The organism is Pseudazoarcus sp. NS20 (assembly GCF_059703745.1).
This window is the reverse complement of the sequence record NZ_BAAKIY010000003.1, coordinates 520,773-546,030: the sequence shown is the minus strand read 5'-3', so window position 1 is coordinate 546,030 and position 25,258 is coordinate 520,773. Positions and strand designations below refer to the sequence as shown.

The 25,258-nt window shown below is 64.7% G+C and carries 25 protein-coding genes; 12 read left to right on the top strand and 13 right to left on the bottom strand.

Going from position 1 to position 25,258, the window contains the following annotated elements; translation table 11 throughout:
• Nucleotides 1-4: 4 nt before the first annotated feature.
• From AC6H0W_RS11320 to AC6H0W_RS11285, 8 genes are read left to right on the top strand one after another with little or no spacing between them, the layout of a single operon-like run.
• A complete protein-coding gene (locus AC6H0W_RS11320; protein ID WP_497577259.1) occupies nucleotides 5-508 on the top strand; it encodes an OmpH/Skp family outer membrane protein in 504 nt (167 codons plus the stop codon).
• A gap of 10 nt (nucleotides 509-518) precedes the next feature.
• Nucleotides 519-1,541: a UDP-3-O-(3-hydroxymyristoyl)glucosamine N-acyltransferase gene (gene lpxD, locus AC6H0W_RS11315; protein WP_497577258.1), complete on the top strand. Its 1,023-nt coding sequence runs from the start codon at nucleotides 519-521 to the stop codon at nucleotides 1,539-1,541.
• A gap of 7 nt (nucleotides 1,542-1,548) precedes the next feature.
• The gene (gene fabZ, locus AC6H0W_RS11310; RefSeq protein ID WP_497577353.1) at nucleotides 1,549-1,983 is read left to right on the top strand and encodes a 3-hydroxyacyl-ACP dehydratase FabZ; all 435 of its coding nucleotides are present in this window, start codon (nucleotides 1,549-1,551) and stop codon (nucleotides 1,981-1,983) included.
• Nucleotides 1,983-2,753, top strand: a complete 771-nt coding sequence (lpxA, locus tag AC6H0W_RS11305) for an acyl-ACP--UDP-N-acetylglucosamine O-acyltransferase (RefSeq protein ID WP_497577257.1) — start codon at nucleotides 1,983-1,985, stop codon at nucleotides 2,751-2,753. Before fabZ ends, lpxA begins: the two co-directional genes overlap by 1 nt.
• 4 nt (nucleotides 2,754-2,757) lie before the next feature.
• The gene (lpxB, locus tag AC6H0W_RS11300) at nucleotides 2,758-3,915 is read left to right on the top strand and encodes a lipid-A-disaccharide synthase (protein WP_497577256.1); all 1,158 of its coding nucleotides are present in this window, start codon (nucleotides 2,758-2,760) and stop codon (nucleotides 3,913-3,915) included.
• Entirely contained in the window at nucleotides 3,912-4,499 is a 588-nt protein-coding gene (gene rnhB / locus AC6H0W_RS11295; RefSeq protein WP_497577255.1) for a ribonuclease HII, read from the top strand. Before lpxB ends, rnhB begins: the two co-directional genes overlap by 4 nt.
• A gap of 1 nt (nucleotide 4,500) precedes the next feature.
• On the top strand, nucleotides 4,501-4,956 hold the full coding sequence (locus AC6H0W_RS11290) for a CopD family protein (protein ID WP_497577254.1): 456 nt from the start codon (nucleotides 4,501-4,503) through the stop codon (nucleotides 4,954-4,956).
• Nucleotides 4,953-5,738 carry a TrmH family RNA methyltransferase gene (locus AC6H0W_RS11285; RefSeq protein ID WP_497577253.1) on the top strand — a complete coding sequence of 262 codons (786 nt, stop codon included), beginning with the start codon at nucleotides 4,953-4,955 and terminating at the stop codon, nucleotides 5,736-5,738. Before AC6H0W_RS11290 ends, AC6H0W_RS11285 begins: the two co-directional genes overlap by 4 nt.
• Here AC6H0W_RS11285 and bioD read toward each other — a convergent pair.
• The 8 genes from bioD to bioA all read right to left on the bottom strand — a co-directional run bounded on the left by bioD (nucleotide 5,735) and on the right by bioA (nucleotide 14,418).
• Nucleotides 5,735-6,385: a dethiobiotin synthase gene (gene bioD / locus AC6H0W_RS11280; protein ID WP_497577252.1), complete on the bottom strand. Its 651-nt coding sequence runs from the start codon at nucleotides 6,383-6,385 to the stop codon at nucleotides 5,735-5,737. The genes AC6H0W_RS11285 and bioD overlap by 4 nt on opposite strands.
• A 10-nt stretch (nucleotides 6,386-6,395) precedes the next feature.
• Nucleotides 6,396-8,519, bottom strand: coding sequence for a glucans biosynthesis glucosyltransferase MdoH (gene mdoH, locus AC6H0W_RS11275; protein ID WP_497577251.1), 2,124 nt, complete (start codon nucleotides 8,517-8,519; stop codon nucleotides 6,396-6,398).
• The gene (locus AC6H0W_RS11270) at nucleotides 8,519-8,791 is read right to left on the bottom strand and encodes a hypothetical protein (protein WP_497577250.1); all 273 of its coding nucleotides are present in this window, start codon (nucleotides 8,789-8,791) and stop codon (nucleotides 8,519-8,521) included. The genes mdoH and AC6H0W_RS11270 overlap by 1 nt, the downstream gene beginning before the upstream one ends.
• 2 nt (nucleotides 8,792-8,793) lie before the next feature.
• Nucleotides 8,794-10,326, bottom strand: a complete 1,533-nt coding sequence (locus AC6H0W_RS11265; RefSeq protein WP_497577249.1) for a glucan biosynthesis protein G — start codon at nucleotides 10,324-10,326, stop codon at nucleotides 8,794-8,796.
• A 97-nt stretch (nucleotides 10,327-10,423) separates the two neighbouring features.
• Nucleotides 10,424-11,212 (bottom strand): malonyl-ACP O-methyltransferase BioC, encoded by a 789-nt coding sequence (bioC, locus tag AC6H0W_RS11260; protein WP_497577248.1) that lies wholly within the window; start codon nucleotides 11,210-11,212, stop codon nucleotides 10,424-10,426.
• Entirely contained in the window at nucleotides 11,205-11,948 is a 744-nt protein-coding gene (locus AC6H0W_RS11255; protein ID WP_497577247.1) for an alpha/beta fold hydrolase, read from the bottom strand. Before AC6H0W_RS11255 ends, bioC begins: the two co-directional genes overlap by 8 nt.
• Entirely contained in the window at nucleotides 11,948-13,108 is a 1,161-nt protein-coding gene (gene bioF, locus AC6H0W_RS11250; protein ID WP_497577246.1) for an 8-amino-7-oxononanoate synthase, read from the bottom strand. The genes AC6H0W_RS11255 and bioF overlap by 1 nt, the downstream gene beginning before the upstream one ends.
• Nucleotides 13,105-14,418 (bottom strand): adenosylmethionine--8-amino-7-oxononanoate transaminase, encoded by a 1,314-nt coding sequence (gene bioA / locus AC6H0W_RS11245; protein ID WP_497577245.1) that lies wholly within the window; start codon nucleotides 14,416-14,418, stop codon nucleotides 13,105-13,107. Before bioA ends, bioF begins: the two co-directional genes overlap by 4 nt.
• A gap of 271 nt (nucleotides 14,419-14,689) precedes the next feature.
• Between bioA and AC6H0W_RS11240 the strand changes: the two genes are divergently transcribed.
• The 4 genes from AC6H0W_RS11240 (at nucleotide 14,690) to AC6H0W_RS11225 (ending at nucleotide 18,071) form a co-directional block, all read left to right on the top strand.
• Nucleotides 14,690-15,496: a Stf0 family sulfotransferase gene (locus AC6H0W_RS11240; RefSeq protein WP_497577244.1), complete on the top strand. Its 807-nt coding sequence runs from the start codon at nucleotides 14,690-14,692 to the stop codon at nucleotides 15,494-15,496.
• A 123-nt stretch (nucleotides 15,497-15,619) separates the two neighbouring features.
• Nucleotides 15,620-15,946, top strand: a complete 327-nt coding sequence (locus tag AC6H0W_RS11235) for a nuclear transport factor 2 family protein (RefSeq protein ID WP_497577243.1) — start codon at nucleotides 15,620-15,622, stop codon at nucleotides 15,944-15,946.
• 204 nt (nucleotides 15,947-16,150) lie between these two features.
• Entirely contained in the window at nucleotides 16,151-16,936 is a 786-nt protein-coding gene (yaaA, locus tag AC6H0W_RS11230) for a peroxide stress protein YaaA (RefSeq protein ID WP_497577242.1), read from the top strand.
• 13 nt (nucleotides 16,937-16,949) lie between these two features.
• Nucleotides 16,950-18,071 carry a M14 family metallopeptidase gene (locus AC6H0W_RS11225; RefSeq protein WP_497577352.1) on the top strand — a complete coding sequence of 374 codons (1,122 nt, stop codon included), beginning with the start codon at nucleotides 16,950-16,952 and terminating at the stop codon, nucleotides 18,069-18,071.
• A gap of 138 nt (nucleotides 18,072-18,209) precedes the next feature.
• Here AC6H0W_RS11225 and serB read toward each other — a convergent pair whose 3' ends face one another.
• From serB to AC6H0W_RS11200, 5 genes are all read right to left on the bottom strand, one after another.
• A complete protein-coding gene (gene serB, locus AC6H0W_RS11220) occupies nucleotides 18,210-19,037 on the bottom strand; it encodes a phosphoserine phosphatase SerB (RefSeq protein ID WP_497577241.1) in 828 nt (275 codons plus the stop codon).
• Nucleotides 19,034-20,113, bottom strand: coding sequence for a 3-deoxy-7-phosphoheptulonate synthase (locus AC6H0W_RS11215; protein ID WP_497577240.1), 1,080 nt, complete (start codon nucleotides 20,111-20,113; stop codon nucleotides 19,034-19,036). The genes serB and AC6H0W_RS11215 overlap by 4 nt, the downstream gene beginning before the upstream one ends.
• Nucleotides 20,114-20,506: 393 nt before the next feature.
• On the bottom strand, nucleotides 20,507-23,971 hold the full coding sequence (gene mfd / locus AC6H0W_RS11210) for a transcription-repair coupling factor (RefSeq protein WP_497577239.1): 3,465 nt from the start codon (nucleotides 23,969-23,971) through the stop codon (nucleotides 20,507-20,509).
• A 55-nt stretch (nucleotides 23,972-24,026) separates the two neighbouring features.
• The gene (locus AC6H0W_RS11205) at nucleotides 24,027-24,611 is read right to left on the bottom strand and encodes a hypothetical protein (RefSeq protein ID WP_497577238.1); all 585 of its coding nucleotides are present in this window, start codon (nucleotides 24,609-24,611) and stop codon (nucleotides 24,027-24,029) included.
• Complete coding sequence (locus AC6H0W_RS11200; protein WP_497577237.1) at nucleotides 24,598-25,245, bottom strand: dienelactone hydrolase family protein; 648 nt, start codon at nucleotides 25,243-25,245, stop codon at nucleotides 24,598-24,600. Before AC6H0W_RS11200 ends, AC6H0W_RS11205 begins: the two co-directional genes overlap by 14 nt.
• Nucleotides 25,246-25,258: the final 13 nt, after the last annotated feature.

Here is a 25,258-nt window from a genome sequence, read left to right as displayed (position 1 = left end):
TTAAGTGAAATTCAAGGTAATTCCCGTTGTTCTGGTAGCGCTCGCAAGTGCATTCCCGTTGGCTGCTGCTGCGCAGGCGAAAATCGGTTTTGTCGATTCCGATCGCCTCATGCGTGAAGCGGCTCCGGCGGTCCGCGCGCAACAGCGGTTGGAGAAAGAGTTCGAGCAGCGTGATCAAGAGCTGCAGCGTCTGGCGCGCGAGCTGCAAACGCTGCAGGAAGATCTGGAGCGTAATGCCCTGACCATGGGCGAGTCGCAGCGTCGTGACAAAGAGCGTTCGTTCAACGACATGAACCGCGAGTTCCAGCGCAAGCAGCGTGAGTTCCGAGAGGATCTCAATCAGCGCCGCAACGAAGAGCTGGCTGCTGTGCTCGATCGTGCCAATGCTGCGATCAAGCAGGTTGCCGAAGCCGAGAAGTTCGATGTCGTGCTGCAGGAAGCCGTTTACGCCAGCCCGAAGGTCGATATCACCGAGAAAGTCATCAAGGCTCTCGCGAACGGCCGGTGATGGCGGCCGTATGTTCACGCTTGACCAGATCATCGCCCGCTTCGGCGGAGAACTTGAAGGAGACGGCTCGACACTGATCGAGCGCGTCGCCACGCTCGAGAATGCCGATGCGGGCAGCATTGGCTTTCTCGCGAATCCCAAGTACGCATCACAACTCGCTTCATGCAATGCCTCCGCGGTTATTCTCGCGCCGGCCGCGCGCGAACGCACCGAGTTGCCGCGCATCGTCACGCCCGATCCGTACGTGTATTTCGCACGGGTTTCGCAATTGCTCAATCCGCCACGACTGCCAGCGGCCGGGGTGGCGGCCTCGGCGGTGGTCGAATCAGAGGTGCCGGATTCGGTCAGCATCGCTGCGGGTGCAGTTGTAGGAAAGGGCGTTTCGCTGGGTGAAGGCGTCGTGATCGGCGCGGGCTGTCACGTGGGTGACGGCGTGCAGATCGGCGACGGCACGGTGCTCTACGCCAATGTCAACATCTACCACGACTGCGTGGTGGGGCAGCGCTGCATCCTCCACTCCGGTGTGGTGATCGGTGCGGACGGTTTCGGTTTCGCGCGCGAGCGCGACAGTAGCTGGGTCAAGATTCCGCAGATCGGGCGGGTGCTGATCGGTGATGACGTCGAGATTGGCGCCAACACCACGGTTGACCGCGGCGCCATGGGCGACACGGTGATCGGCAACGACGTGAAGCTCGACAACCTGGTGCAGATCGCCCACAACGTGCGCATTGGCGACCACACGGTGTTTGCTGGCTGCGCGGGTGTGGCGGGCAGCACGACCATCGGCAAGCGTTGCCTGATCGGCGGGCAGGCAGGTATCTCGGGCCACCTCGAGATCGCCGACGATGTCGTGATTTCAGCTTGGACGCTGGTCGGAAAGTCGGTGCGCGAGCCTGGTGTGTATACCGCGACCTTGCCGCTCCAACAGCATGGCGATTGGGTGCGCAATTTCGCGCATCTGCGTCACCTCGACAATCTTGCGGATAAAGTACGCCGCCTTGAAAAACTCCTTGCCGAGCGTTCGGACACCTGAAGCCATGATGGACATCAACGAAATTCTGGAATACCTGCCGCACCGCTATCCCTTCCTGTTGGTGGATCGCGTGCTGGAAATTCATGACGGCAAGCGCATTCTCGCGCTGAAGAACGTGACGATGAACGAGCCGTTCTTTCCGGGGCATTTCCCGAACCATCCGGTCATGCCGGGGGTGTTGGTCATCGAAGCCATGGCGCAGGCTGCAGCGCTGCTGTCGTTCAAGAGCCTGGGCGTGAAGCCGGACGAAAACTCCGTGGTGCTGTTCGCCGGCATCGATGCCGTGCGTTTCAAGCGTCAGGTGGTTCCGGGCGATCAACTGATTTTCGATGTCGAGACGCTGCAGAGCAAACGCAACATCTACAAATACAAGGGTGTCGCCCGCGTCGACGGCCAGATTGCGGCTGAAGCCGAGTTGATGTGTGCGATCAAGACCAAGTGATGATTCATCCTACTGCCATCGTTCATCCGGGCGCCAAGCTCGGGGCCGACGTTCAGATCGGCGCGTATTCGATCATCGGTGAGCACGTCGAGATCGGTGATCGCACGCGTGTCGGGCCGCATGTGGTGATCGAAGGGCGCACACGCATCGGCTGCGACAACGAGATTTTCCAGTTCTGCTCGCTTGGCGCCGCGCCGCAGGACAAGAAGTACGACGACGAGCCGACGCGGCTCGAAATTGGTGATCGCAACACCATTCGCGAATTCTGCTCGTTCAACGTGGGCACCGCGCAGGATGCCGGTGCGACCCGCGTGGGCAGCGACAACTGGATCATGGCCTACGTGCATATCGCGCATGACTGCGTGGTGGGCGACCGCACCATCTTCGCCAACAACGCTACGCTGGCCGGCCACGTGCACGTTGGCGATTGGGCCATTCTGGGCGGCTTCACGGGCGTGCATCAGTTCGTTCGTGTGGGTGCGCACAGCTTCTGCGGCGTGGGCACGGTATTGCTGCAGGATTTGCCACCGTTCGTGACGGTGGCCGGCAATCCGGCCAAGCCGCATGGCATCAACAGCGAAGGGCTGCGCCGCCGTGGTTACAGTGCCGAAGGCATTGCCGCCATCAAGCGTGCGTATCGCGCGCTGTACCGTTCCGGCATGAGTCTGGACGAGGCACGTCAGGCCATCGCAGAGATCGCTGCCGGTGCCGCTGAGGTCGTGCCGTTCCAGGAATTCATCGCGACTTCTTCACGCGGCATCGTCCGCTGAAATCATGCCCAAGCGCATTGCGATGGTCGCCGGAGAGGCCTCCGGCGACCTTCTTGCCAGTCACCTGATTCGCGCCCTGCGGGCACGTTACCCCGACGCCGAGTTCTTCGGCATCGGTGGTCCCTTGATGCAACGCGAAGGTTTCGAGGCATTGGTTTCGTGCGAGCGTCTTGCGGTGCATGGCTACGTTGATGCCTTGCGGCGCTACCGCGAGTTGTCGGGCATTCGTCGTGGTCTTCTGGCTCGCATTCTGGCCGAGCGGCCGGATGCGTTCATCGGCGTGGATGCACCTGATTTCAACCTGTGGTTGGAGCGCCGCGTGCGCGAGGCCGGCATGCCGGCCATTCATTTTGTCGGCCCGTCGATCTGGGCATGGCGCGGCGGGCGCATACGCGGCATCGCGCGTTCGGTGTCGCACATGCTGTGCCTGTTTCCGTTCGAGCCGGTTCTGTACGAGCGTGCAGGGGTGCCGGTGAGTTTCGTCGGGCACCCGCTGGCCGATGTATTCCCGGTGGAGCCGGACAAGGCGGGCATGCGCGAGCGGCTGGTGCTTCGGCCCGACGCCACCGTGATTGCCATGTTGCCCGGCAGCCGTGAGTCGGAGGTGCGCAATCTCGCGCCGCTTTACGTCGAAACCGCGAAGCTGCTTGCCGAGCGTCATCCGGATGCGGTTTTTCTCGTGCCCTTGGCCACGCGCGCCACACGCGAGATTTTCGAGCAGGCCGTGCGTGAGGCCGATGCCGGTGAACTGCGGTTGCGCATCCTGTTCGGGCACGCTGTCGATGCCATGACGGCGGCGGATGTGGTGCTGGTGGCGAGCGGCACGGCAAGCCTCGAGGCCGCGCTGCTCAAGCGGCCCATGGCAATCTGCTACCGCATCGGCAAGTGGCAGTACCGCCTGATGAAGCGCATGGCCTACCTGCCATGGATCGGCTTGCCCAACATCCTGTTCAACGAAACTGTGGTGCCTGAGTTAATTCAGGATGCTGCCACGCCGCAGGCAATGGCGGATGCGCTGGATGGCTGGCTGAATGACCCGGAGGCGTGTGCCCGATTGGCCGAACGCTTTACCGAGTTGCATCTTGAGTTGCGTCAGGATACGGCCAGCCGTGCGGCCGAGGCGATTGCGCCTTACCTCGATGGCGTCGAGGCCGCGCGGTGAGCTTGCTGGTTTGCGGCGTCGATGAGGCGGGCAGGGGGCCGTTATGCGGAACGGTGGTGGCTGCGGCCGTCGTTCTCGACCCCGCGCGCCCGATTGCCGGCTTGAACGACTCCAAGAAGCTCTCGGCCAAGCGTCGCGAACGCCTGGCCGAGGAGATTCGTGCCAAGGCTCTGGCGTGGGCCGTGGCGGAAGCCAGCGTCGAAGAGATCGATCGCCTGAACATCCTGCATGCTTCGATGCTGGCCATGTCGCGCGCCGTCGCGGCGCTCTCGATGCAGCCCGACATCGTCAAGGTGGATGGCAATCGTTGCCCTGACGTGAGCCTGCCGTGCGAAGCCATCGTCGGTGGGGATGCGCTGGTGATGGAGATATCCGCGGCGTCGATTCTCGCCAAGACCGTGCGCGACGCGTCGATGGTCGAGCTGGATCGCGCGTATCCGGCGTACGGTTTCGCGCGCCACAAGGGCTATCCTGTACCCGAACATCTCGCGGCATTGCGCGCTCACGGCGTGCTTGCATGCCACCGCAAAAGCTTTGGTCCGGTGCGCGAGCTGATCGCGCAGGCCACCTTGTTCGGAGATTGATATGAGTCAGCACTTCGGTCTGTTCGCCCATTTGATCGGTGTCGTCATCTGGGTGGGCGGCATGGCCCTGTTGTATTTCTGTTTGCGCCCGGCTGCAGTGGCGCTACCGCCTGCTCAGCGGCTGCCCTTGTGGGTCGGCGTCTTGTCGCGCTTCTTTCCTCTGGTGTGGGCGTGCATCGTGGTGATCTTGTTGAGCGGCTTCGGCAAGTTGGGTGTTGTCGGTTTCGGCAATGCACCGACGGCATGGCACGTCATGATGCTGCTCGGGCTGGTCATGGTGGCCGTGTTCGTGTCGATCTGGTTCGGCCCGTGGCCTGCGCTCAAGCGCGCCGTCGCCGTGGAAGACTGGGCCAACGGCGCTGCAGCGCTCGGACGCATTCGCCATCGCGTAGCCGTCAACCTGGTGTTGGCGCTGCTCACCATCGCCACAGCAACGCTCGGGTTGGCGCTGTTTTGAAGCACATCACTTCACGCGATAACCCGCTCGTCAAACGCCTCCGGGCGCTGGCCGATTCGCCGCGTGAGCGGCGCGATAGTGGTCAGACCGTGCTCGACGGCGCGCATCTGGTGGAAGCGGCGCTGTCCGCGGGCGTGCTGCTGCAGCAGTTGGCGGTGAGCGAGTCGGGCATGGCGCGCACCGAGATCATCGCCTTGATCGATGCTTGCGAAGACGTGTCCACCTGTCTGTTGCCCGATGCGATCTTTGCCCAGGTCAGCCCGGTCGAGACGCCCTCGGGCTTGCTTGCGGTCATCGATACGCCGGCTCAGCCGGCGGCACCGCTGAGCGACACTCTGGTGGTGCTTGACGGTGTGCAGGATCCGGGCAATCTCGGCACCATTTTGCGCACGGCGGCCGCGGCTGGAGTGAAAGACGTGTTGCTCGGCCACGGGTGCGCGCAAGCATGGTCGCCGCGTGTGCTGCGGGCCGGCATGGGCGGGCATTTCCGTTTGCGCATTCGTGAGCGGGTGGATATTCCCGTCGTGCTGGGCGGCTTCTCCGGTGCCATCGTGGCGACGCTGCCGGAAGCTGCGACGCCCTCTTTGTACGCGCAAGACCTTTCCGGCCCGGTGGCGTGGCTATTTGGCGCCGAAGGCGCAGGGCTGTCAGAGGCCGTCGCCTCTCTGGCAACACACGGCGTGCGCATTCCCATGCCGGGTGTGGTCGAGTCGCTGAATGTCGGTGCCGCGGTAGCGGTGTGCCTGTTCGAGCAGGTGCGCCAGCGGGCAGTGAAGGCCTAGCCGACCTCGATTTCAGCGGTAGTGTCGCCGTAGGGGATGACGGCGAGCAGCGGTGCATCGATACGCTGCTTGAGGCTGGCAAGGTTGTCTTCCAGGCGGAGCATGGCCGGGTCGATGCAGTTGGCTATCCAGCCGGCCAGGTGCAGGCCGCGCGAGCGCAAGGCGGCTACGGTCAGCAAGGCGTGATTGATGCAGCCCAGGCGCATTCCCACCACCAGAATCACCGGCAAGTCCAGCGCCAGCGCCAGATCGGCGTAATCGCGCTCGGCATCCAGCGGCACCATCAAACCGCCCGCGCCCTCCACGAAAACGCAATCGGCTTGCGAGCGCAGTTGCTGCAGTGCGCTGGCGATGTGCTCGAAGGAGAAGCTGATGCCTTCATCGCCGGCCGCCAGGTGCGGGGCAATCGGTGCTTGCAGGCAATACGGCGTGATCAGGGCTTCGGCTGCGCGAACGTTTGCCGCGGCGATCAGTTGCGCAGTGTCTTCGTTGATCATGCGGCCGTCGATCAGGTCGGCGCCTGCGGCCACAGGCTTCATGCCGATGGCCCGCAGCCCTCGTGCTGCCGCGCCGCGCAGCAGGGCGCACGTCACGAAAGTCTTGCCAATGCCGGTGTCGGTACCGGTGACGAACCACGCTTTGGTCACGCCAGCAGCCTCAGAGGGCACAGCTGCGGGTATGCAGTTCATGACCCCAGAACGAGTCCCGCGGCGCACGCCAGACCGCCTGATGCAGCCATTGCAGGGATTCGCGATCATGCGCCAGCAGCGAGAGCTGCTTGGGTGTCAACGCGCCGGGGCCGTTGAGCATGCAGCGCCCGCACAGATGCCGCAGGTGCTCGCGCTTGGCCCCGGACGCACGGCCGCGTGCCGCATCGGCGTGCATGCGGTTGAGCACCGGGTCGATGATGGCTTCCACAAACGCGCTGGTGTCGTCATCGCTCTGGCGCGGACCCAACGGCGCACCGGTCTCGAGGTCTTCGATGAGACGGCTTCCGTGGCGCTCTTGCGGCACGAGGAACAAGCCCATGCGGCGCAGGAAGTCGCCAGCGCCGGTGCGGCTGAACAGCACCGAGGTCGGTGCGGCAAGAATCAGCGGAATCGCCACCGGCAGCGACCAGTAGAAGAACATCGGATCGAGCCACCAGGCGAAGGCTGCCCAACCTGCCGCCAGGATCGAGCCCGGTGCCTGGTTGGCCAATGCGGTGCCCCACGAGGTCTCATCCCCGCGGTTCTGGCCGGCCCAACGCAGTGAGACGTTGAAGATGGCTTCGATGACGTAGCGGCTGTGCGCCAGCATGCGGATGGGGGCGAGCAGGGTGGATACCACCATCTCCAAAAGCACGCTGAAGGTGATGCGGAAGAAGCCGCCGTGTGCCTTGCGGCGGCGCGACAGCATCACGTCGAAAATCGCCAGAATCTTCGGGAAGAACAGCAGGAACAGCGTGGAAGCAACCAGCATCAATGCGGTCAGCGGGTTCCACTGCGGCCATTGCGGGAAAAGGCTATGGGCCTGAGGGAAATACTCGATGGGCTTCAGCACCAGCCGCGCCGCGCTGATCGTCGACAGCGCGAGAAACGCCAGCCACAGCGGCGAAGCGCAGTAAGACATGATTCCGTTGATGAACGCCATGCGATGCGCCCAGCGCAGCTTGGGCGTGGTCAGCAACACCCATAGATGCTGCAGGTTGCCTTTGGCCCAGCGTTTGTCGCGGGTAAGTTCATCCACCACTGTCGGGGGAGACTCTTCGAACGAGCCGCCCAGGCCGGGTTCCAGCCAGACTTCGTAGCCTGCGCGCGCCATGTAGGCCGATTCGACGAAGTCATGACTGGCGATCGGGCCCTTGAACAGCCCGAATCCACGCATCTTGGGCAGGCCGCAATGCGCCATGAATGCGCGCGTGCGCATGATGGCGTTGTGCCCCCAGTAGGCGGCCTCGCCAAGTTGGAAGGCGGCCAGACCGGTGCTGAACAGCGGACCATACACCTGGTTGGCGAATTGCTGCGCCCGGGCAAACAGCGATTTGGCGTTCACCAGCACCGGGTTGGTCTGGATCAGCCCCACCTGTGGTTCGAGCTGCATCAGCTGGACCAGCTTCACCAGCGTGTCGCCTTCCATCAGGCTGTCCGCGTCGAGCACGATCATGTACTCGTAGCGGCGCCCCCAGCGGCGCAGGAAGTCGGCGATGTTGCCGCTCTTGTAGTTCATGTTGAGCGAGCGACGGCGGTAGAAAAGCCGCCCGGCCGCACCCAACTCGTCGCACATGCGGTACCAGGCCTCTTTCTCGGCCATCCAGTAGCCCGGAGCACGGCTGTCGGAGAGGATGAAGAAGTCGAAGTGGGCGATCTTTCCGGTCTGCTCGAGCGAGCGGTAGATTGCGCGCAGCCCGCCGAGGGTGCGCTCCACCGGCTCGTGGTACACCGGCATCACGATGGCGGTGCGGGCAAGGGTGGTGGCGTCCAGCTCTGCAAGAGGGTGGCGCTTGAGCAGCGAGCGGCGATCGCCGCCGAAGCGGCGCAGCCAAAAGCCCGTCATGCCCATCCAGAAGCCGACCGAAATCCACGTGAACATCAACGCAAAAAGCGCGATCAGACCGATCTCCACCCAGTTGCCGCCCTTGTACGGCAGCACTTGACGCATGACCTCAGTGGCGAAGACGGTCTGCGTCAGCACGATGGAGGTGAGAATGAAACGGCGGAGGTTGGCGATCAGCCGCCAGCGCATGCGCGAGCGCGGCGCACGTTCGTCGCCGGCGTGGTTAACGAGTTCGCTCTGGTCCATCAGCTTTCGCCGTAATAGATGCTGCCGCGCTCGAGCGGCGGGCTTGCGGGGGGCAACAGCGGGTCGGGCAGCGAGAAGCGAGCCGGCAGGCGGTTCATGGCCTCAGCAATGAGTGCCGTGCTGTCCGGCGTCCCGATAGGCGAGGCCTCTTCAAGCACTTCGGTGATCATCACCAGCGCCTCGCGCATGACGTCCGGCGTGGGTGTCACGCCGGCACTGGTCAGATAGTGCATGACGCGCGAAACGGCTTCTTCGACGAGTGTTCTCGACATGTTCAGCGGGCCGTCCGCTGCACGTCGTTGCGCGTGGGCAGCATGTACGACCAGGTTTCGCTGACCGTGTTTTCGCCTTCGCGCAGGAAGGCGCGCAGCGACAGCGCACGCCCGTTGGCCGGGCGTGCCAGCACCGACAGGCGCCAACCGCGAATGGCTTCGTTGTACTCGACGAAATGCTCCAGCACCTGGCCATCGTCACCGGCCGAGACGTTGGCCGTGACCGCTGCACGCGGGCGCAGCTTTTCCAGCGCACCGCCGGCAAAGTCGATGTGGAAGCGGTAGGTGCCGGCTTCGTCGCCGGTTACCGTGCCGTCTCCCACGAAGGTGTTCACGGTGCGCCCGAGCGGGCTGCGCGTGACTTCCGGGCTGCCGAAGCTCAACTGATACGAGAGGCGAATTGGCTGGCCGCGTTGCGGGGCGGCGTCAGGTGTCCAGAACGCCATGATGTTGTCGTTGGTGGCGTCGGGGGTGGGCAACTGCACGAGCATGACGCGGCCCTTGCCCCAATCGCCGCGCGGCTCCACCCACGCGCTGGCACGCCGCTCGAAGCTTGCGGCGATGTCCTGGTAGCTGGCGAATGAAGTGTCGCGCTGCAGCAGGCCGAAACCGCGCACGTTCTCGGTGTGGAAGCTGTCGACCTGGAGCGAGTACGGATTGATCAGCGGGCGCCACAGCCACTCGCCGGTCTTGCCGTCGTTGATCAGCACGCCGTCGGAATCATGCGCCTCCGGGCGCCAGGCGCCGGGCGGCCGGCCGGTGTTCTCGCCATGGAAGAACATGCCGGTGATCGGCGCAATGCCCAGGCGCTCGATGCCGCCGCGCGGGAACAGCACGGCGTCCACCTGAACGCGCGTGGGGTCGCCCGGCCAGACGGTGAACTGGTAGGCGCCAGCCAGGGAGCGTCCGTCGAGCAGCGCGTAGAACTTCATGGCAGGCGCATCAGGTGCCGGACGCTCGAGCCAGAATTCGGTGAAGGCGGGGAATTCCTCGCCGGCCATCAAGCCGGTGTTGACGGCTACACCGCGCGTCGAAGCACCGCCGACATTGTTGCGCCCGACGGCGCGAAAAGCGCTGGCGCCGGCGAATGAAATGAACGGTATGTGCTCACGACCGCTGGCCAGCGGAAAGGCGATCTGGAAGCCGGCATGGCCGAGGTCGGCCGGGATGCGACGTTCGATGTCGGCGTTGCCGAAGGTGTAGTTGCTCTTCTGATACTGAACGCGGCGAACGCCTTGCGCTTCAACGATGTTGATGGCCACCGGGTGTGCGTACATGTGGCCGGCCGAGATCATCTGTACCTGAAAGCGCGAATCGTTTTCGCGCCACAGGCTGCGTGCAGGGTCGAAACGAATGTTGCGGTAAGCCTCGTGCCCGATGTCGCGCATGAAGCGCGGTACGGTGGGCGGGGCGTTGTAGGTTTCGCCCGAAAGCGTCCGGGCTCTTTCAATGACGTTTTCGAAGCCAAAAGGGGCGGCAGACGCTTGCACGGTGAACATACAGCCAAGCGCGAGGCCAGCCAGGAGGTGACGCATCAGAGAACCCTTCGTCCGCAGTGGGAAATGTTGATGATTCTATCGTGAGCCGGCGCCGGGCGAAACGACCGTCTGCCAAAGGCGCACGGCCGTTTTTTCAGCGCCGACGCAGCGCGAGCAGGATCACGTCGTAGGTTGCCGTTAGCAAACCGTCATGATCACGGTGGGTTTCATAGGCCTCCTCAAGCACGCGCCATTCAGAACGCCGCAACGGCCGGCGTGCCGTGGAGCTGACACGGTGTGCGCCGATGCTTTTGAGATGCCCTATGACTCCGCGCAAATCGACCGCCCGAACGCAGGTTTGTTCAAGCTGCGTGCTCAAAATCCAGAATCCTGATGATTCTGCCATCCGAATCCAGTCTTCCGGCGGGCGAAAATGCAACACATGTTCATCGGCGTCTACCGCCGTGAAGGCCGCGCGCAGTTCGTGCAGGGTGGCCGGGCCGAGCGTGGCGATCCAGGCCGTGCCGCCGGGCGCCAGCACGCGCGCGAATTCGGCGAAGGCGCGTGTGGGGTCGCACCATTGCAATGCCAGGCTAGACCACACCGCGTCGATGCTGCCATCGGCCAGCGGCAGGGCCTGCAGATCGGCACACAACGGCGATACCGCCGGCCGACTGCGTGCGCGCTCCAGCATGGCAGGCGCAAAATCCAGCGCAAGGCACTGCGCCGCGGGAAAGTGCCGCGTGAGCACGTCCAGCCCGTAGCCCGTGCCGCAGCCGGCATCCAGAAGGCGTGCAGGGGCGGCACGTGGCGGCTGCGCTTCGATCAGCTTGCCCAGGCGCGTGCTGATTTCGCGCTGCACACCGGCGGCGGTGTCGTAGCTGGCTGCCGCGCGGTCGAAGGCATGCCGCACGGCGCGGCGCGCTTGCACGCTGTCAGCCACGCAGGGCCTCCTCGACGATGCGCGCGCAGGCTTCGGGCTGCGACACCACCGGCGCGTGGCCACAGCCGTCGAGCACGTCGAGCCTTGCGTACGGCAACTCCTCAGCCAGCCATTCGGCGGCGGCCAGCGGCATCACGGCGTCGTCGCGGCCGTGGATCAGGCGCACCGGCTGGGCAATGTGTTGTGCGATGTCGCGCAGATCGCAGTGGGTGAGAATGTCGAGCCCTTCGGCGAGGTTGTCGGCCTGGTATTCCTCGTTGCTCACCACTGCCTGCCCGAGCGAATGCACCACGCCCCGTCGACGGCTCTCGCCCATGGCCTGCAGCGCCATGAAGCGGCGCAGCGTGGCTTCACTGTCGGTGGCGAAACCTTCGTTGAAGCCGGTCACGGTGGCGGCGTCCAGCCCGTTCGGCCAGTCGGGGCCGGCAACGAAGCGCGGGGTCGCGCCGAACAGCACCAGCGCGGCAATGCGCTCGGGGTGACGGTGCGCCAGATCGAGCGCCAGCATGGCGCCCAGCGACCATCCCCCCAGAACGCAGCGTTGCGGCAGGTCAGCCAGTACGGCTTCGCTCCAGGCTTCAAGCCATCTGCCGGGTGAGGCCGTGCCAGCGTGGCCGGGCAGCGCTGGCGTGGCCACGAGGCGTGGCGACAGGCAGATGCGCAGGCCATTCCAGACGCGCGGTGTCATGCCCCAGCCGTGCAGCAGCACCAGCGGGGTTTCTTCGGCACGGCGCATCAAAAGCCCTCCAGGGCGTTGAGCAGGTTGGCGAGGCGCAGCACGTCTTCCACCTCGTGCCGCGCCGACAGCGAAATGCGCAGCCGCGCCGTGCCTTTGGGCACCGTGGGTGGGCGGATGGCCGGCACCAGCACGCCGGCATCGCGCAGCGCCGCGGCCACGCGCAGCGCCTCGGCGTTGTCGCCGATCTGCACCGGTTGGATTGCCGTGCGCGAGGGCAGCAACTGCCAGCGCTTGAGCTTCAGCGTGCCATGCAGTGCATCGATCATGGTGTTCAGGCGCTCGCGCCGGAAGTCGCCTTGCTCAATCAGCTCGATGCTGACGAGCAGGGCGGCGGCGAGCACCGGCGGCGATGCGGTGGTGAAGATGCCGGTGCGCGCCTTCTGCATCAGCCACTCGATGACATCGGCGTGGCCGGCGGCAAACGCGCCGGACACGCCGGCGGCCTTGCTCAGCGTGCCGATCAGGATGATGCGCCATGAGGCCAGCCCGGCCTCGGCCAGCGCGCCGCGCCCCTGCGGCCCGAGCACGCCGAAGCCGTGGGCGTCGTCCACCAGCAGCCAGGCATCGAAGCGCTCGGCCAGCGTCAGCAGCTCGGCCAGCGGCGCGATGTCGCCATCCATGCTGAACACGCCATCGGTGACGATGAGCTTGCGCGGGGCGGTCGAGGCCTGCAGCGCGGTCTCCAGCGCGGCCATGTCGTTGTGCGGGTAGCGCGTGAGGTTGGCGCGCGAGAGCAGGGCGCCATCCACCAATGAGGCGTGAATCAGCCGGTCAGCAAACACCGCGTCGCCGCGCCCGACCAGCGCCGGAATCACCCCTACGTTGGCCATGTAGCCAGTGGTGAAGTACAGCGCACGCTCGCAGCCGAGAAAGCGCGCGAGGCGCTCTTCAAGCTGGTCGTGCACGTCGTAGTGGCCGCTCACCAGGTGTGAGGCGCCTGAGCCCACGCCGTACTTCACCACGCTTTCGATCAGCGCCTTGGCCACGGTCGGGTCGGCGGCGAGGCCCAGGTAGTCATTGCTGCAGAACGACAGCATCTCTCGCCCGGCCACGCGCATCCTGGCGCCGCAGGGGATCTCATTGGCGCGGCGCACGCGGCGCAGGCTGTCTGCGTCCAGCGCGGCAAGCTCACTGCGCAGATGGTCGAGCAGGCTCATGCTGCCTCCAGTGCGTGCGCGGCACCGTCTGCAAGGTGCTCGATCAAGGCCTCATCCACGATGTAGGGCGGCATGAAATACACGGTGTTGCCGATGGGGCGCAGCAGCACGCCGTGCTGCATGCCGGCAGCGAAGAAGCTGCGCGCGAAGTCCGGCGCGGCATCGGCCACGTCGAAGGCGGCGATCATGCCTTGCTGGCGCAAATGGCGCACGCGCGGGTGCTCGCCAAAGCGCTTTTCCAGGGCAGTGCCGAGTTGCGCGGCGCGCGTCTGGTTGGCGGTCATCACGTCATCCTGCTCGAAGATGTCCAGAGTGGCCAGCGCAGCCCGGCAAGCCAGCGGGTTGCCGGTGTAGGAATGCGAGTGGAGAAAGGCGCGGCTGGCTTCGTCGGCGTAAAACGCATCAAAGACGGCGTCGGTGGAAAGCACCAGTGACAGCGGCAGATAGCCGCCCGAAATGCCTTTGGAAAGACACAGCAGATCGGGCCAGATGCCCGCTTGCTCGCAGGCGAAGAAACTGCCCGTACGCCCGCAACCTACCGCGATTTCATCGGCCACCAACAACACTTCATAGCGGTCGCACAGCGCGCGCGCCAGCCGCAGGTATTCGGCGTCGTACATCACCATGCCGGCGGCGCCTTGCACCAGCGGCTCGACGATCAACGCCGCCGTGGTGGCGTGTTGTTGTTCCAGATGTGCTTCCAGCGCAGTGGCAGCGCGGCGGGCCACGTCTGCGGCGCTCTCGCCATCTCGTGCCGTGCGCGCATCGGGCGAGGGCACGGCGTGCCCGCTGCGCAACAGCGGTGCGTAGGCGTCGCGGAAGATGGGTACGTCGGTCACCGCCAGTGCGCCCACCGTTTCGCCGTGGTAGCCGCCGGCCAGGCCTACGAAGCCGCATTTCTCCGGCCGGCCCAGGTTGCGCCAGTAGTGCGCCGCCATCTTCAGCGCAATCTCGGTGGCCGAAGCGCCGTCCGATGCGTAAAAGGCGTGACCCAGGCTTTGATCAGTCAAGGCCGTCAGCCGCTCCGACAGCTGCACCACCGGTTCATGCGTGAAGCCCGCCAGCATCACGTGCTCCAGCGTGTCGAGCTGCTCGCGCAGCGCCGCGTTGATGCGCGGGTTGCTGTGGCCGAAGAGGTTCACCCACCACGAGCTGATGCCGTCGATCAGCCGCCGGCCATCGGTGTCGATCAGGTAGGCACCTTCGCCACGCGCGATGGGCACCAGCGGAAAGCGCTCGTGTTCCTTCATCTGCGTACACGGATGCCAGACGCTGGCCAGCGAGCGGTCGAGCAAAGTCGGGGAGGGCATGGAAAACCTGTGGGTGCTGCGTAACTGCGCGATGTTCCGCAAACCTGGGTGGGGTGTCAAACGCGCTATCGCATTGGCTTGATGGAGCGGGGCGCTACCGCTGCGTCTGCCGCGATCATCTGCCCCGGATTTTGATGCCCCGACTGAAACCGGGTAACGGTCTGTTTCGAGGCTTGCCCGGTGCGAAGTGATCCGTTGAACTGGCACCAACCCACCGCGGGCGGCGTGTTCGCGGCGATACGGCCTTTGCAGAAACAGACGAGGTATTGCCATGCATCTGTACCAGAACCAGTTCTCCGAAGAGCACGATCTTCCCGCCGTCGAGAATCCGTCCAAGGTCTTGATCATCGCCTCCACTGCGCGCTGCGGCAGCCACATGCTGGGCCATGCGCTGCACCAGACTGGCCGTTTCGGCTTCCCGCTCGAATACGCCAACCCGGTGAACCTTGGCGAATGGCGCAAGCGCCTCGGCGTGAATGACTTCGAGCACGTGCTGCACGCTATCCAGCAACGCCGGACATCCGCCAACGGCGTGTTCGGCATCAAGATCCACTATTCCCACATCGAGCAATTCGGCAGTTTTGAGCGCTTGAATCAGCTCTTCCCGAATGCCTACTACGTCATCTTGTCGCGCCGTGATGTGTTGAGCCAAGCCGTATCGCACGCCATCGCCAGTCAGACCGGCGTGTGGATCGCCGGCCAGCAGCCCGTCACCGACGACCCCAAATACGACTTCGAGCAAATCGACCGCTGCCTGCGCCAGGCCATTCTGCAGACCGCTTCCTGGCGCTACACCCTTGCTGCCAGCGGCGCCAACTACATCGAAATGGATTTCGACCAGGTGCGCCGCGACCCCGTCGTGTCCATCGAACGCATCGCCCGCTTCATGGACGTCGAAGTCGACGCCCTCGACATCCCGCAAGAGCAAGTCACCAAACGCCAGGGCAACGACCGCAACGCCGAATGGGCGCGCCGCTTCATGGCCGAGTTCAACACCTCACGCGAGCTGGTCAGCAACGACGAGCCGGGGCTGATGAACAAAGTGAAGGCCGAGGTGAAGCGGTTGATGCGGGCGTGAGGGCAAAGCATCCAATCGGCAAGGTGTCTTTCTTGAACGTGAATTGTCCAGCGTTCTGAAAAATGTGTGCATGCTCCGCTTGTCGAAGAACAGTCATCTGACCCCAGCCTCCAAGAGAACACCATGAGTCTCGCTTGTCCGCCCGTTATCGCTGAGTTTTTCCGCGCAACCAACGCGCGTGATTTCACCGATTTCCTTTCGTTGTTCACTCCTGATGCTCACGTGAATGACGAGGCGAACGATCACTACGGTGAGGAAATAGCGACGTGGGTCGATCAGGCAACAGCGGCTACGAAGCCAACTGCAGACATAACGAGCGTCGAAGCTGAGAGCGAGCGGTTTGTGGTTACAGCCAACCTCAGCGGAAATTTCCCGGGCAGCCCGGTTGTGCTTCGTTATTACTTCACGCTCAAAAATGACAGGATTGCCACGCTGCTCATCAAGGCATGAGGGTTGGCAGCACGAGAGGCGTCTCGCCTCGGCGGTTGTGGCCCGCGACGGATGCTTGAGGTAGGTGGAGGGGATAGCTCGATTGAGCTCCACAGCAACTGTCTGACGCGGCAACGTCAAGCGCTTGGTTTGTCTCCAGCCCACGCCTCCATCCTGCCCGCCGTTTGCTACCATCTGGGCACCTTCACTGTCACCCACGCCCCCATGATTTTCGTCCTCTCGCCCGCCAAAGCCCTCGACTACGAAACACCGCCCACGGTCGCCAAGCACACCCAACCCGAACACCTTGACGCTTCTGCCGAGTTGATCGAAATCCTGCGTGAGCTTTCGCCGCAGGAGGTCAGCAAGCTGATGAGCCTGTCCGACCAGTTGGCGTCGTTGAATGTGGCGCGCTATCAGGAGTGGTCGCAGCCCTTTACGCCGGATAACGCCAAGCAGGCGGTGCTGGCGTTTAACGGGGATGTGTATGAGGGGCTGGATGCGCCGTCGTTGGCGGCGAAGGACCTGGAGTGGGCGCAGCAGCATTTGCGCATTCTGTCGGGCTTGTACGGCGTGCTGCGGCCGTTGGACTTGATGCAGGCCTACCGCCTCGAGATGGGCACGAAGCTGCAAACGCCGGCGGGCAAGACGCTGTATGCGTGGTGGGGCGAGCGCATTACCGAGGCGCTGAACAAGGTGATTGCCGAGCGCGCCAAGGCCGATGAGCCGGCGGTGCTGGTGAATCTGGCTTCGGATGAGTATTTCAAGTCGGTCAAGCCTGCAAAGCTCAAGGCGCGCATCGTCACGCCGGTGTTCCAGGATTGGAAGAACGGGCAGTACAAGATCATCAGTTTTTACGCCAAGCGCGCGCGTGGCTTGATGGCGCGGCATGCGATCACGCAGCGCATCACCGCTGTGGAAGGCCTGAAGGGTTTCGATGCCGAGGGCTATGCCTTCGTGCCGGACGCCTCGGATGCCGACCGACTGGTGTTCCGTCGAAGGGTGGATTGAGATGGCCGACACCTTGCGCATCGTTAGCGGCTTTGACTCGGGCAGTGTCGAAGTCGTCGATCTGAGCGACCCGGCCAACATCCGCCTGCGTCTGCGGGATGACAATGCGGCGGATATCCGCCAGTGGTTCCACTTCCGTCTGCTGGGTGCCGCACAACAGGCGGTGCGCATGGTGTTCGAGAACGCATCGGCGGCGACGTATGCGGACGGCTGGCCGGGGTATCGGGCGGTGGCTTCGTATGATCGGCAGGACTGGTTTCGCGTGCCCACGCGCTATGAGAACGGGCAACTCATCATCGAACACACGCCGGAGCAGGGCAGTGTGTTTTACGCGTACTTCGAGCCGTATTCGCACGAGCGTCATCTGGATTTCGTGGCGCAGGCGGCGCAGTCACCGTTTGCCACGCTCGACAGTCTGGGCGCCACGGTGCAAGGGCGCGAGCTGGATCGGCTGGTGATTGGCGAAGCCTTGCCGGGGCGAGTGCCGGTGTGGGTGATTGCGCGCCAGCATCCGGGCGAGACCATGGCCGAATGGTTCGTGGAGGGCTTCGTGAATCGGCTGCTGGACGCGTCCGACCCGGTGGCGCGCTGCATTCGCGAGCGGGCGGTGGTGCATGTGGTGCCGAACATGAACCCGGACGGTGCCTTGTTGGGCAACCTGCGCACCAATGCCGCTGGCCGCAACCTGAACCGGGAATGGCTGGCGCCCGACACGGTGGCGAGCCCGGAGGTGTTTCTGGTACGCGAGACGATGCAGGCCACGGGCTGCACGCTGTTTCTGGACATTCACGGCGACGAAGCGCTGCCCTACGTATTTTTCTCGACCGCCGATGATGTGCCCGGTTTGCCGACGGGTCTGGCCGAGCAGCAGGCGCGCTTCATTGCCGCCGTGCAGGCGGCGAGCCCGGATTTTCAAACCGAGTACGGTTACGAGAACGGGCGCTTTCGCGAAGATGTGCTCAAGCTCGCCAGCAAGTGGGCTGCCCACCACTTTCAGTGTCTGTCTTTGACGCTGGAAATGCCCTTCAAGGACAACGCCAACTTGCCGGATGAGCGTGCGGGCTGGAGTGGCGCACGCAGCAAACGGTTGGGTGAGGCGATGTTGGAGGCGATGCTGCGGCACGTGAGCGGCTGACGTTGGTTCAGCCGCTTTGGCTGGCAGAAGCCGCTTTTCCCATGCGGCAATTGCAAAAAAGCGAGATTGCTTCGCTGTGCTAGCAATGACGGTCTTCAGGTGCCGGAGGGGGCAGCCTTGCTCGCTGAACAGGAGGTATCAAGTCAGCAGGTGCAGCAGGCCGTCGAGGCCGGCGTGATTCAAGGTGCAGTCAGCCGCTTCGCGCAGCACGGGCTTGGCGTGGTAAGCCACAGCAAGGCCGGCCTCACGCAGCATCAGCAGATCGTTGGCGCCGTCGCCGATGGCGATGGTCTGCTCGTGTGCAAGGCCCAGGCGGGTGCGCGCATCGCGCAGAGCTTGGGCCTTGAAGGCGGCATCGACGATGGGGCCGGCGAGTTTGCCGGTGAGGAAACCGTCGCGCACTTCGAGCACGTTGGCGTGGGTTTCGTCGAAACCAAGTCGCGCCTTGAGACGCTCGGTGAAGTAGGTGAAGCCGCCGGAAACCAGCACGGTGTGCACGTCGGCGGCCTTCAGCGCGGCCATCAGGCGCTCGGCGCCGGGGTTGAGTTGCAGGCGCTGCTCATAGACCTCGGCCAAGGCCGTCTCGGGCAGGCCTTTGAGCAGGGCGGCGCGGCGGGTGAGGGATTCGCCGAAGTCGATTTCGCCACGCATGGCCGCCTCGGTGATCTCCGAGACTTCGGCCTTCACGCCCGCCAGATCGGCGATCTCGTCGATGCACTCGATGTTGATCAGAGTCGAGTCCATGTCGGTGACGAACACGCCAAAATCGCCGAGGCGGCGGTCCAGCGTGGCGCAGCAATCCAGCCCGATGCTGCGGCACAGGGCGGCCAGTTGCAGCGTGTGGTGGGCCGTTTCAAGCCGGCAGGCCTGCGCGCCGAGCGGGGTGACCGCCACGGCGCCGGAGGCTTGTTGCAGGGCAGAGAGCGTGTCGGGCGCGAGCGGGGCGCCCTGCACGATCAGGTTCATCCCAGGCGGCTCCGCAACACGTCGCCTTGCGACAGCACCCGGTGCGCGTCACGCAGCATGGCTTCGGTGGCGTCCCAATCCACACAGCCGTCGGTGACCGAGCAGCCGTACTTGAGCTGCGACAGGTCGGCCGGAATCGGCTGGTTGCCGGCCTCGATGAAGCTCTCGACCATGGTGCCGACGATGGATTTGTTGCCGTCGCGAATCTGGTGGATCACGTCTTTCATCACCAGCGGCTGTAGCTCGGGCTTTTTCCACGAGTTGGCGTGTGAGCAATCCACCACGATGTTCTGCGGCAGCTTGGCCTTGGCCAGCGCCTGCTCGGCGAGCGACACCGATACCGTGTCGTAGTTGGGGCGGCCGGCGCCGCCGCGCAGCACCACATGGCCGTGGCGGTTGCCGCGCGTGCGCACGATGCTGGTCACGCCGCGGCTGTTGATGCCGAGAAAGCTGTGCGGCGCCGAGGCCGACACGATGGCGTTGATGGCCACCGCCAGGTCGCCGTCAGTGGCGTTCTTGAAGCCGACCGGCGTCGACAGGCCAGACGACATTTCGCGGTGGGTTTGCGATTCCGAGGTGCGCGCGCCGATCGCCGTCCACGCGATGAGGTCGCCGTAGTACTGCGGGGCGATGGGGTCCAGCGCCTCCGTGGCGGCGGGAAGCCCGCTTTCATTCACGTCCATCAGGAAGCGCCGCGCCTTTTCCATACCCTCGTCAATGCGGAAGGAATCGTCCATGTACGGATCGTTGATGTAGCCCTTCCAGCCGGTGGAGGTGCGCGGCTTTTCGAAATACACGCGCATCACGATGAGCATGGTGTCGGCGACTTCGTCCGCCACCTTTTTCAGGCGCCGCGCGTAATCCAGCCCGGCCACCGGGTCGTGAATGGAGCACGGGCCAATGACGACGAACAGGCGCGGGTCCTTGCGATCAAGGATGTCGCCGAGCGCACGGCGGCCAGCCAGCACGGTCTGCGCGGCGCGTTCTGTCAGCGGCACGCGCGCCTTGATTTCGTCGGGCGAGGGCATGGCATCAAGGGATGCGATGGCGAGGTTTTCGGTCTGGGCTGCAGACATGCGGGCTTCCGATTTCAGGTGGGGCAGGGGGCGCATTGTAACGCGCGGCTTTGCAACGGGTCGGGCGTGGGCGCAACAGTGCCTTCGATGTTAAGCGCCCGGCTGCCTGCCGGAAAATTGATTGGCCGGATTGCAGGGATAGGGACGATCTATTTTTGCCGCGGGGAACCGGGCCTGCTCGGTGTCGGGCACGTGAAAGTGCGGTGGTGGGGTGGGGTGGGCGCCGCTGTCGCAATTCGCCTCGCTCATCACGACCTACCAATGCGGGGTGAGTAGGTCGGGTTGAGCCACAGGCGAAATCCGACGCTGAGCGATGGCATGGACGCAGCCGTCGCAATGCGCTGCGCTCAGCGTGCCCTGCGGAGCGGCCGCAGCAATGCTCGGCGAACCCGATCAGGCTTTCACGGCTTCCAGCAGCAAGCGCACCGCCGCCGCGCGCATGCGCAACTCCGGCAGCGCAATTTTCTGCACGAGCTTGTCCGGGCCGGTCATGCGGGTGTTGCGGTCCTTCTGGATGAGCATGATGACTTTGGCCGGGTCGATCGGGGCCTCGGGGCCGAACTGCACCGAGATCTGGAACTCGGAGGCGTCCAGCTTCTGGATGTGCCACGGCTTCATCTGCACGCGCAGGCGATGCGTTTCGAGCAAGGCCATGGCTTGAGCCGGCATGTCGCCGAAGCGGTCGATGAGCTCTTCCTGCAGATCGCGCAACTCGTCTTCGGTGTCACAGTTGGCAAGGCGCTTGTAAAGCGTCAGGCGCTCCTGCACGTCGGGGCAATAGGCGCTGGGCAGCAGCGCCGGGGTGTGCAGGTTGATCTCGGTTACTACGTCCAGCGGGTCGGCGAGGTTGGGCTCTTTGCCGGCCTGCAGGTCGCGCACGGCGCGCTTGAGCATTTCGCTGTAGAGCGAGAAGCCGATCTGCTGCATCTCGCCGGATTGGTTGTCGCCCAGCACTTCGCCCGCGCCGCGAATCTCCAGATCGTGCATGGCGAGGTAAAAGCCCGAGCCAAGCTCTTCCATCGCCGTGATGGCTTCCAGGCGCTTCTTGGCCGGTGACGAGGGCTTGCCGTCGGCATCGGTCAGCAGATAGGCATAGGCCTGGTGGTGGCTGCGCCCGACCCGGCCGCGCAACTGGTGCAACTGCGCCAGACCGAAGCGATCGGCGCGGTTGATGATGATGGTGTTGGCGCTGGGGATGTCGATGCCGGTTTCGATGATGGTGGTGCACAGCAGCAGGTTGGTGCGCTGCTGGGTGAATTCGCGCATCACACGCTCGAGCTCGCGCTCCGGCAACTGGCCGTGGCCCACCGAGATGCGTGCTTCGGGCACCAGTTCGTTGAGCTGTTGGCGCATGTTCTCGATGGTGTCGACCTCGTTGTGCAGGAAGTACACCTGACCGCCGCGCTTGAATTCGCGCATGACCGCTTCGCGTACGATGCCTTTGCTGTGCGGATGCACGAAGGTCTTGATGGCGAGGCGCTTCTGCGGCGCGGTGGCGATGATCGAGAATTCGCGCAGGCCTTCCAGCGCCAGCCCGAGCGTGCGGGGGATGGGCGTGGCGGTGAGGGTCAGCACGTCCACCTCGGCGCGCATGCGCTTCATGGCCTCTTTCTGGCGCACGCCGAAGCGGTGTTCTTCGTCGATGATGACGAGGCCCAATCGCTTGAAATTGACGTCTTTCTGCAGCAGGCGGTGCGTGCCGATGATGATGTCGACCTTGCCTTCACCAAGCTGCGCGAGCGCTTCGCTTTGCTCTTTGGCGGACTTGAAGCGCGACAGCTCGGCGACTTTCACCGGCCAGTCGGCGAAGCGGTCGGCGAAGGTCTGGTAGTGCTGCTCGGCCAGCAGCGTGGTGGGTGCCAGCACCACCACCTGCTTGCTGCCGGCCACGGCGACGAAGGCCGCGCGCAGGGCAACCTCCGTCTTGCCGAAACCGACGTCGCCGCACACCAGGCGATCCATCGGGCGGCCCGATTTCATGTCGTATATGACGGCGTCGATGGCGGCCTGCTGGTCGGGCGTTGTTTCGAAGCCGAAGCCTTCGGCGAAGGCTTCGAGGTCATGCTGCTTGAAGTCGAAACGGTGGCCGGGGCGGGATTCGCGCTGGGCATAAAGCGCCAGCAACTCGGCGGCGGTGTCGCGCACCTGCTGAGCGGCCTTGCGTTTGGCTTTTTCCCACTGGCCGGAGCCAAGGCGGTGCGGCGAAACGGCCTCGGGGTCGGCGCCGGCGTAGCGGGTGATCACGTGCAGTTGTGACACCGGCACGTAAAGCTTGTCGCCGTTGGCGTATTCCAAGTGCAGGAATTCGGTGTCGCCTTCGCCCAGGTCCATGTGTATCAGCCCGATGTAGCGGCCGATGCCGTGCGAGGCGTGTACCACCGGGTCGCCCGGCTTGAGTTCGGACAGGTCGCGCAGCCAGCCCTCAACGGTGGCGGCCTTGCGGTTTTCGCGGCGGCCACGCGGGCGGGCGGTGGCGGCGTACAGCTCGGATTCGGTGATGATCGCCAGCCGCGCCTGCGGCAGCATGAAGCCGTTGGCGAGCGGCGAAACGCCCAGCGCAAAAGCATCGTCGGTGGCCAGAAAGCCGGCGAAATCCGCGCTGGCTGCAGGCTTCAGGCCGTACTCGGCGAGGTACTCCGACATGGTTTCGCGCCGGCCCGGTGAATCGGCCAGCAGCAGCACGCGGCCGCCTTCGAGTGCCCAGTCGCTTTGCAGCAGCGCCTTGAGCTTGTGCAGCGGGTCGGTGGCCTTGCGTTCGACGGCGACGGCGGGTGGCGCTTCGGACGCACACTCAGCCTCGGCGGCTGCATTCTCGTTGGCCGGCAGCGTCAGGCCGGGGAGCGCTTTGAGGGCAGTGAAAAACTCTTCCTGTCCCAGGAACAGCGCCTCGGGCTTCATCACCGGGCGGCTGCGATCACCCTTGAAGAAGTCGTAGCGCGAGCGCGTGTCGCGCCAGAATTCGTCGATGGCTGCGGGCACATCGTGGTGCAGCATCACCACGGCGTCTTTGGGCAGGTAGTCGAGCAGGGTCGAGACTTCGTCGTGGAACAGCGGCAGGAAGTATTCGATGCCTGCCGGCGCGACGCCGTTGGAGACGTCTTTGTAAAGCTGCACGCGCGAGGGGTCACCCTCGAAGGTTTCGCGGAAGCGGCTGCGGAAGGCAGTACGCGATTTCTCGTCGAGCGGGAATTCGCGCGCCGGCAACAAACGGATTTCCGGTACCGGGAACACCGTGCGCTGCGTGTCGGGGTCGAAGGTCTTGATGCTTTCGATTTCGTCGTCGAACAGGTCGATGCGCAGCGGCAGGCTCGAACCCATCGGATACAGATCGATCAGGCCGCCGCGTACCGAAAATTCGCCCGGGCTGACCACCTGCGTGACATGCGCGTAACCCGCAGTGGCCATCTGCGCGCGCAGCTTGTCGACGTCGAGCCGCTCACCTTGCTTGAGGAAGAAAGTGTAGGCCGCCAGAAAGCTCGGCGGCGCCATGCGATGCAGCGCCGTGGAGGCTGGCACGATCACCACGTCGGCCTCGCCGCGGGTGAGCGAATACAGCGTGGCCAGACGCTCTGAGATCAGATCCTGGTGCGGCGAGAAGCTGTCGTAGGGCAGGGTTTCCCAGTCTGGGAAAAGATGCGCGCGCAGTTCCGGCGCCACCCAGGCAAGTTCGTCATGCAGCCGCTGCGCTTCGGGCGGGTTGGCGCATATCAGCAGCAGCGTGCGCCCGCGCGCGGCGAAATGCGCCACCGCCAGTGCGTCGGACGAGCCGGCGAGCAGCGGCAAGGTATGGCGCACGCCGGCCTTCGGGAATGACAGGGCGGCGAGCTCGGGGAGCAGCGATTCGGGCTTGAGCGACATCAGCGGGAAGGTGGGCCGGGAGGCAAACCGCCAATTATAGGCGAAGCGGGGTGCCTCAGCGGGGCTCGGCCATGCGCCAGGCCGACAGCCAGGGGTGGCCACGTATTTCGCAGCCAAGCGCTTCGAGCCAGTCACCCACGCGGTGGTTGGAGTTGTCGCCGAAGGTGTAGGGACGAGTGTCGGGTACGAAGTCGACGCGGTAAGCCTCGTTGCGCAGCACCTCAGGAGGGTTGTCGAAGTGGGCATCGAGCGAGGCCACGAGTTGCCGCGCCTTGAGTGCCTCGACGCGGATCTCGATGGCTTCGACCACTTCCACGCTGAACTGCGCCTGCGCGCTGGCAAGATCGTGCGCGCCGGGGAGCGACTGGCGGCCGATCACCGACGGCGTTTCGAGAAACACGGCGCGAAAGCCGGTGCCGAGGTCAGTGCGGCTGAGCGCGTAGTAGTCGCGGTCGCCCCCCGAATAGCGCGCCATGCCGTCGTGCACAGGAAGTAGCAGGCTGGAGTGACGGCCGTGATCCAGCACGAAAACGCTGACGGGCTGCTCCGGTGCAGGTGGCGGCACGATACGCGCCGAACACCCGACGAGCAGCGCCACGCCAAGCAACAGCAGGATGCGGGCGAAATCATTCCTCAGCATCGTTGGGCGCGGGAGGCGCGTGCCGCCAGTGGGCGATCCATTCAAGTGTCAGGGTGGCGGCGTGGGCCGGGGCGTCGTCGGCCGGCAGCAGGCGCATGTCGTGACCGGCTGGCAGGGCTTCGGCCGCACGTTGGAGGATGGCAAGCTCGGGGTTGTCCGCCGACACGATGATGCGCGTCGGGGCCTGCAAGGTGGCCAGCGGCCGCGCGCCGGCCAGGTCCATGCGCCCCCCCAGACACACGATGGCGCGAAAATCCTGCGGGTTGCGGCTGGCGGCTCGCACGGCTGCGCCGCAGGCCGTGCCGCGCGCCACGATGAACAGCGGCAGGGTTTTCAGGTCGGGCTGGTGACGTGACCATTCGGCGGCGGCTTGCAGGCGCCCGGCGAGCATCGGGATGTTGAACGGGGTGTCGGCATCTCGCGCAATTTCGGCATCGCTGAGCAATTCGAGCAGCAGGCTGGCGAAGTCGTGTTGGTGCAAGGTGTCGAGCAGGCCGGGCGCCTCCGGCGGCTCGTGCGCGTCGTCGCCACCGATGACGATGACCAGGCCCTGCACGTCCGGCGAATGCTGGAGGCGGGCGGTCAGCCAATGGCCATCGGCGGGCAGGGCGAGGCGGGAGTCGCGCAGTTTCACGGCAGGGCGTCCT

Excerpts from the sequence above, each read along its gene's own strand:
- lpxB (WP_497577256.1), top strand. The coding sequence starts at position 2,758 with ATGCCCAAGCGCATTGCGATGGTCGCCGGAGAGGCCTCCGGCGACCTT.
- fabZ (WP_497577353.1), top strand. The coding sequence starts at position 1,549 with ATGGACATCAACGAAATTCTGGAATACCTGCCGCACCGCTATCCCTTC.
- lpxA (WP_497577257.1), top strand. The coding sequence starts at position 1,983 with ATGATTCATCCTACTGCCATCGTTCATCCGGGCGCCAAGCTCGGGGCC.
- AC6H0W_RS11215 (WP_497577240.1), bottom strand. The coding sequence starts at position 20,113 with ATGTCTGCAGCCCAGACCGAAAACCTCGCCATCGCATCCCTTGATGCC.
- bioA (WP_497577245.1), bottom strand. The coding sequence starts at position 14,418 with ATGCCCTCCCCGACTTTGCTCGACCGCTCGCTGGCCAGCGTCTGGCAT.
- lpxD (WP_497577258.1), top strand. The coding sequence starts at position 519 with ATGTTCACGCTTGACCAGATCATCGCCCGCTTCGGCGGAGAACTTGAA.
- AC6H0W_RS11205 (WP_497577238.1), bottom strand. The coding sequence starts at position 24,611 with ATGCTGAGGAATGATTTCGCCCGCATCCTGCTGTTGCTTGGCGTGGCG.
- mfd (WP_497577239.1), bottom strand. The coding sequence starts at position 23,971 with ATGTCGCTCAAGCCCGAATCGCTGCTCCCCGAGCTCGCCGCCCTGTCA.
- AC6H0W_RS11255 (WP_497577247.1), bottom strand. The coding sequence starts at position 11,948 with ATGCGCCGTGCCGAAGAAACCCCGCTGGTGCTGCTGCACGGCTGGGGC.
- mdoH (WP_497577251.1), bottom strand. The coding sequence starts at position 8,519 with ATGGACCAGAGCGAACTCGTTAACCACGCCGGCGACGAACGTGCGCCG.
- AC6H0W_RS11235 (WP_497577243.1), top strand. The coding sequence starts at position 15,620 with ATGAGTCTCGCTTGTCCGCCCGTTATCGCTGAGTTTTTCCGCGCAACC.
- serB (WP_497577241.1), bottom strand. The coding sequence starts at position 19,037 with ATGAACCTGATCGTGCAGGGCGCCCCGCTCGCGCCCGACACGCTCTCT.
- AC6H0W_RS11240 (WP_497577244.1), top strand. The coding sequence starts at position 14,690 with ATGCATCTGTACCAGAACCAGTTCTCCGAAGAGCACGATCTTCCCGCC.
- AC6H0W_RS11265 (WP_497577249.1), bottom strand. The coding sequence starts at position 10,326 with ATGCGTCACCTCCTGGCTGGCCTCGCGCTTGGCTGTATGTTCACCGTG.
- yaaA (WP_497577242.1), top strand. The coding sequence starts at position 16,151 with ATGATTTTCGTCCTCTCGCCCGCCAAAGCCCTCGACTACGAAACACCG.
- AC6H0W_RS11290 (WP_497577254.1), top strand. The coding sequence starts at position 4,501 with ATGAGTCAGCACTTCGGTCTGTTCGCCCATTTGATCGGTGTCGTCATC.
- AC6H0W_RS11270 (WP_497577250.1), bottom strand. The coding sequence starts at position 8,791 with ATGTCGAGAACACTCGTCGAAGAAGCCGTTTCGCGCGTCATGCACTAT.
- bioF (WP_497577246.1), bottom strand. The coding sequence starts at position 13,108 with ATGAGCCTGCTCGACCATCTGCGCAGTGAGCTTGCCGCGCTGGACGCA.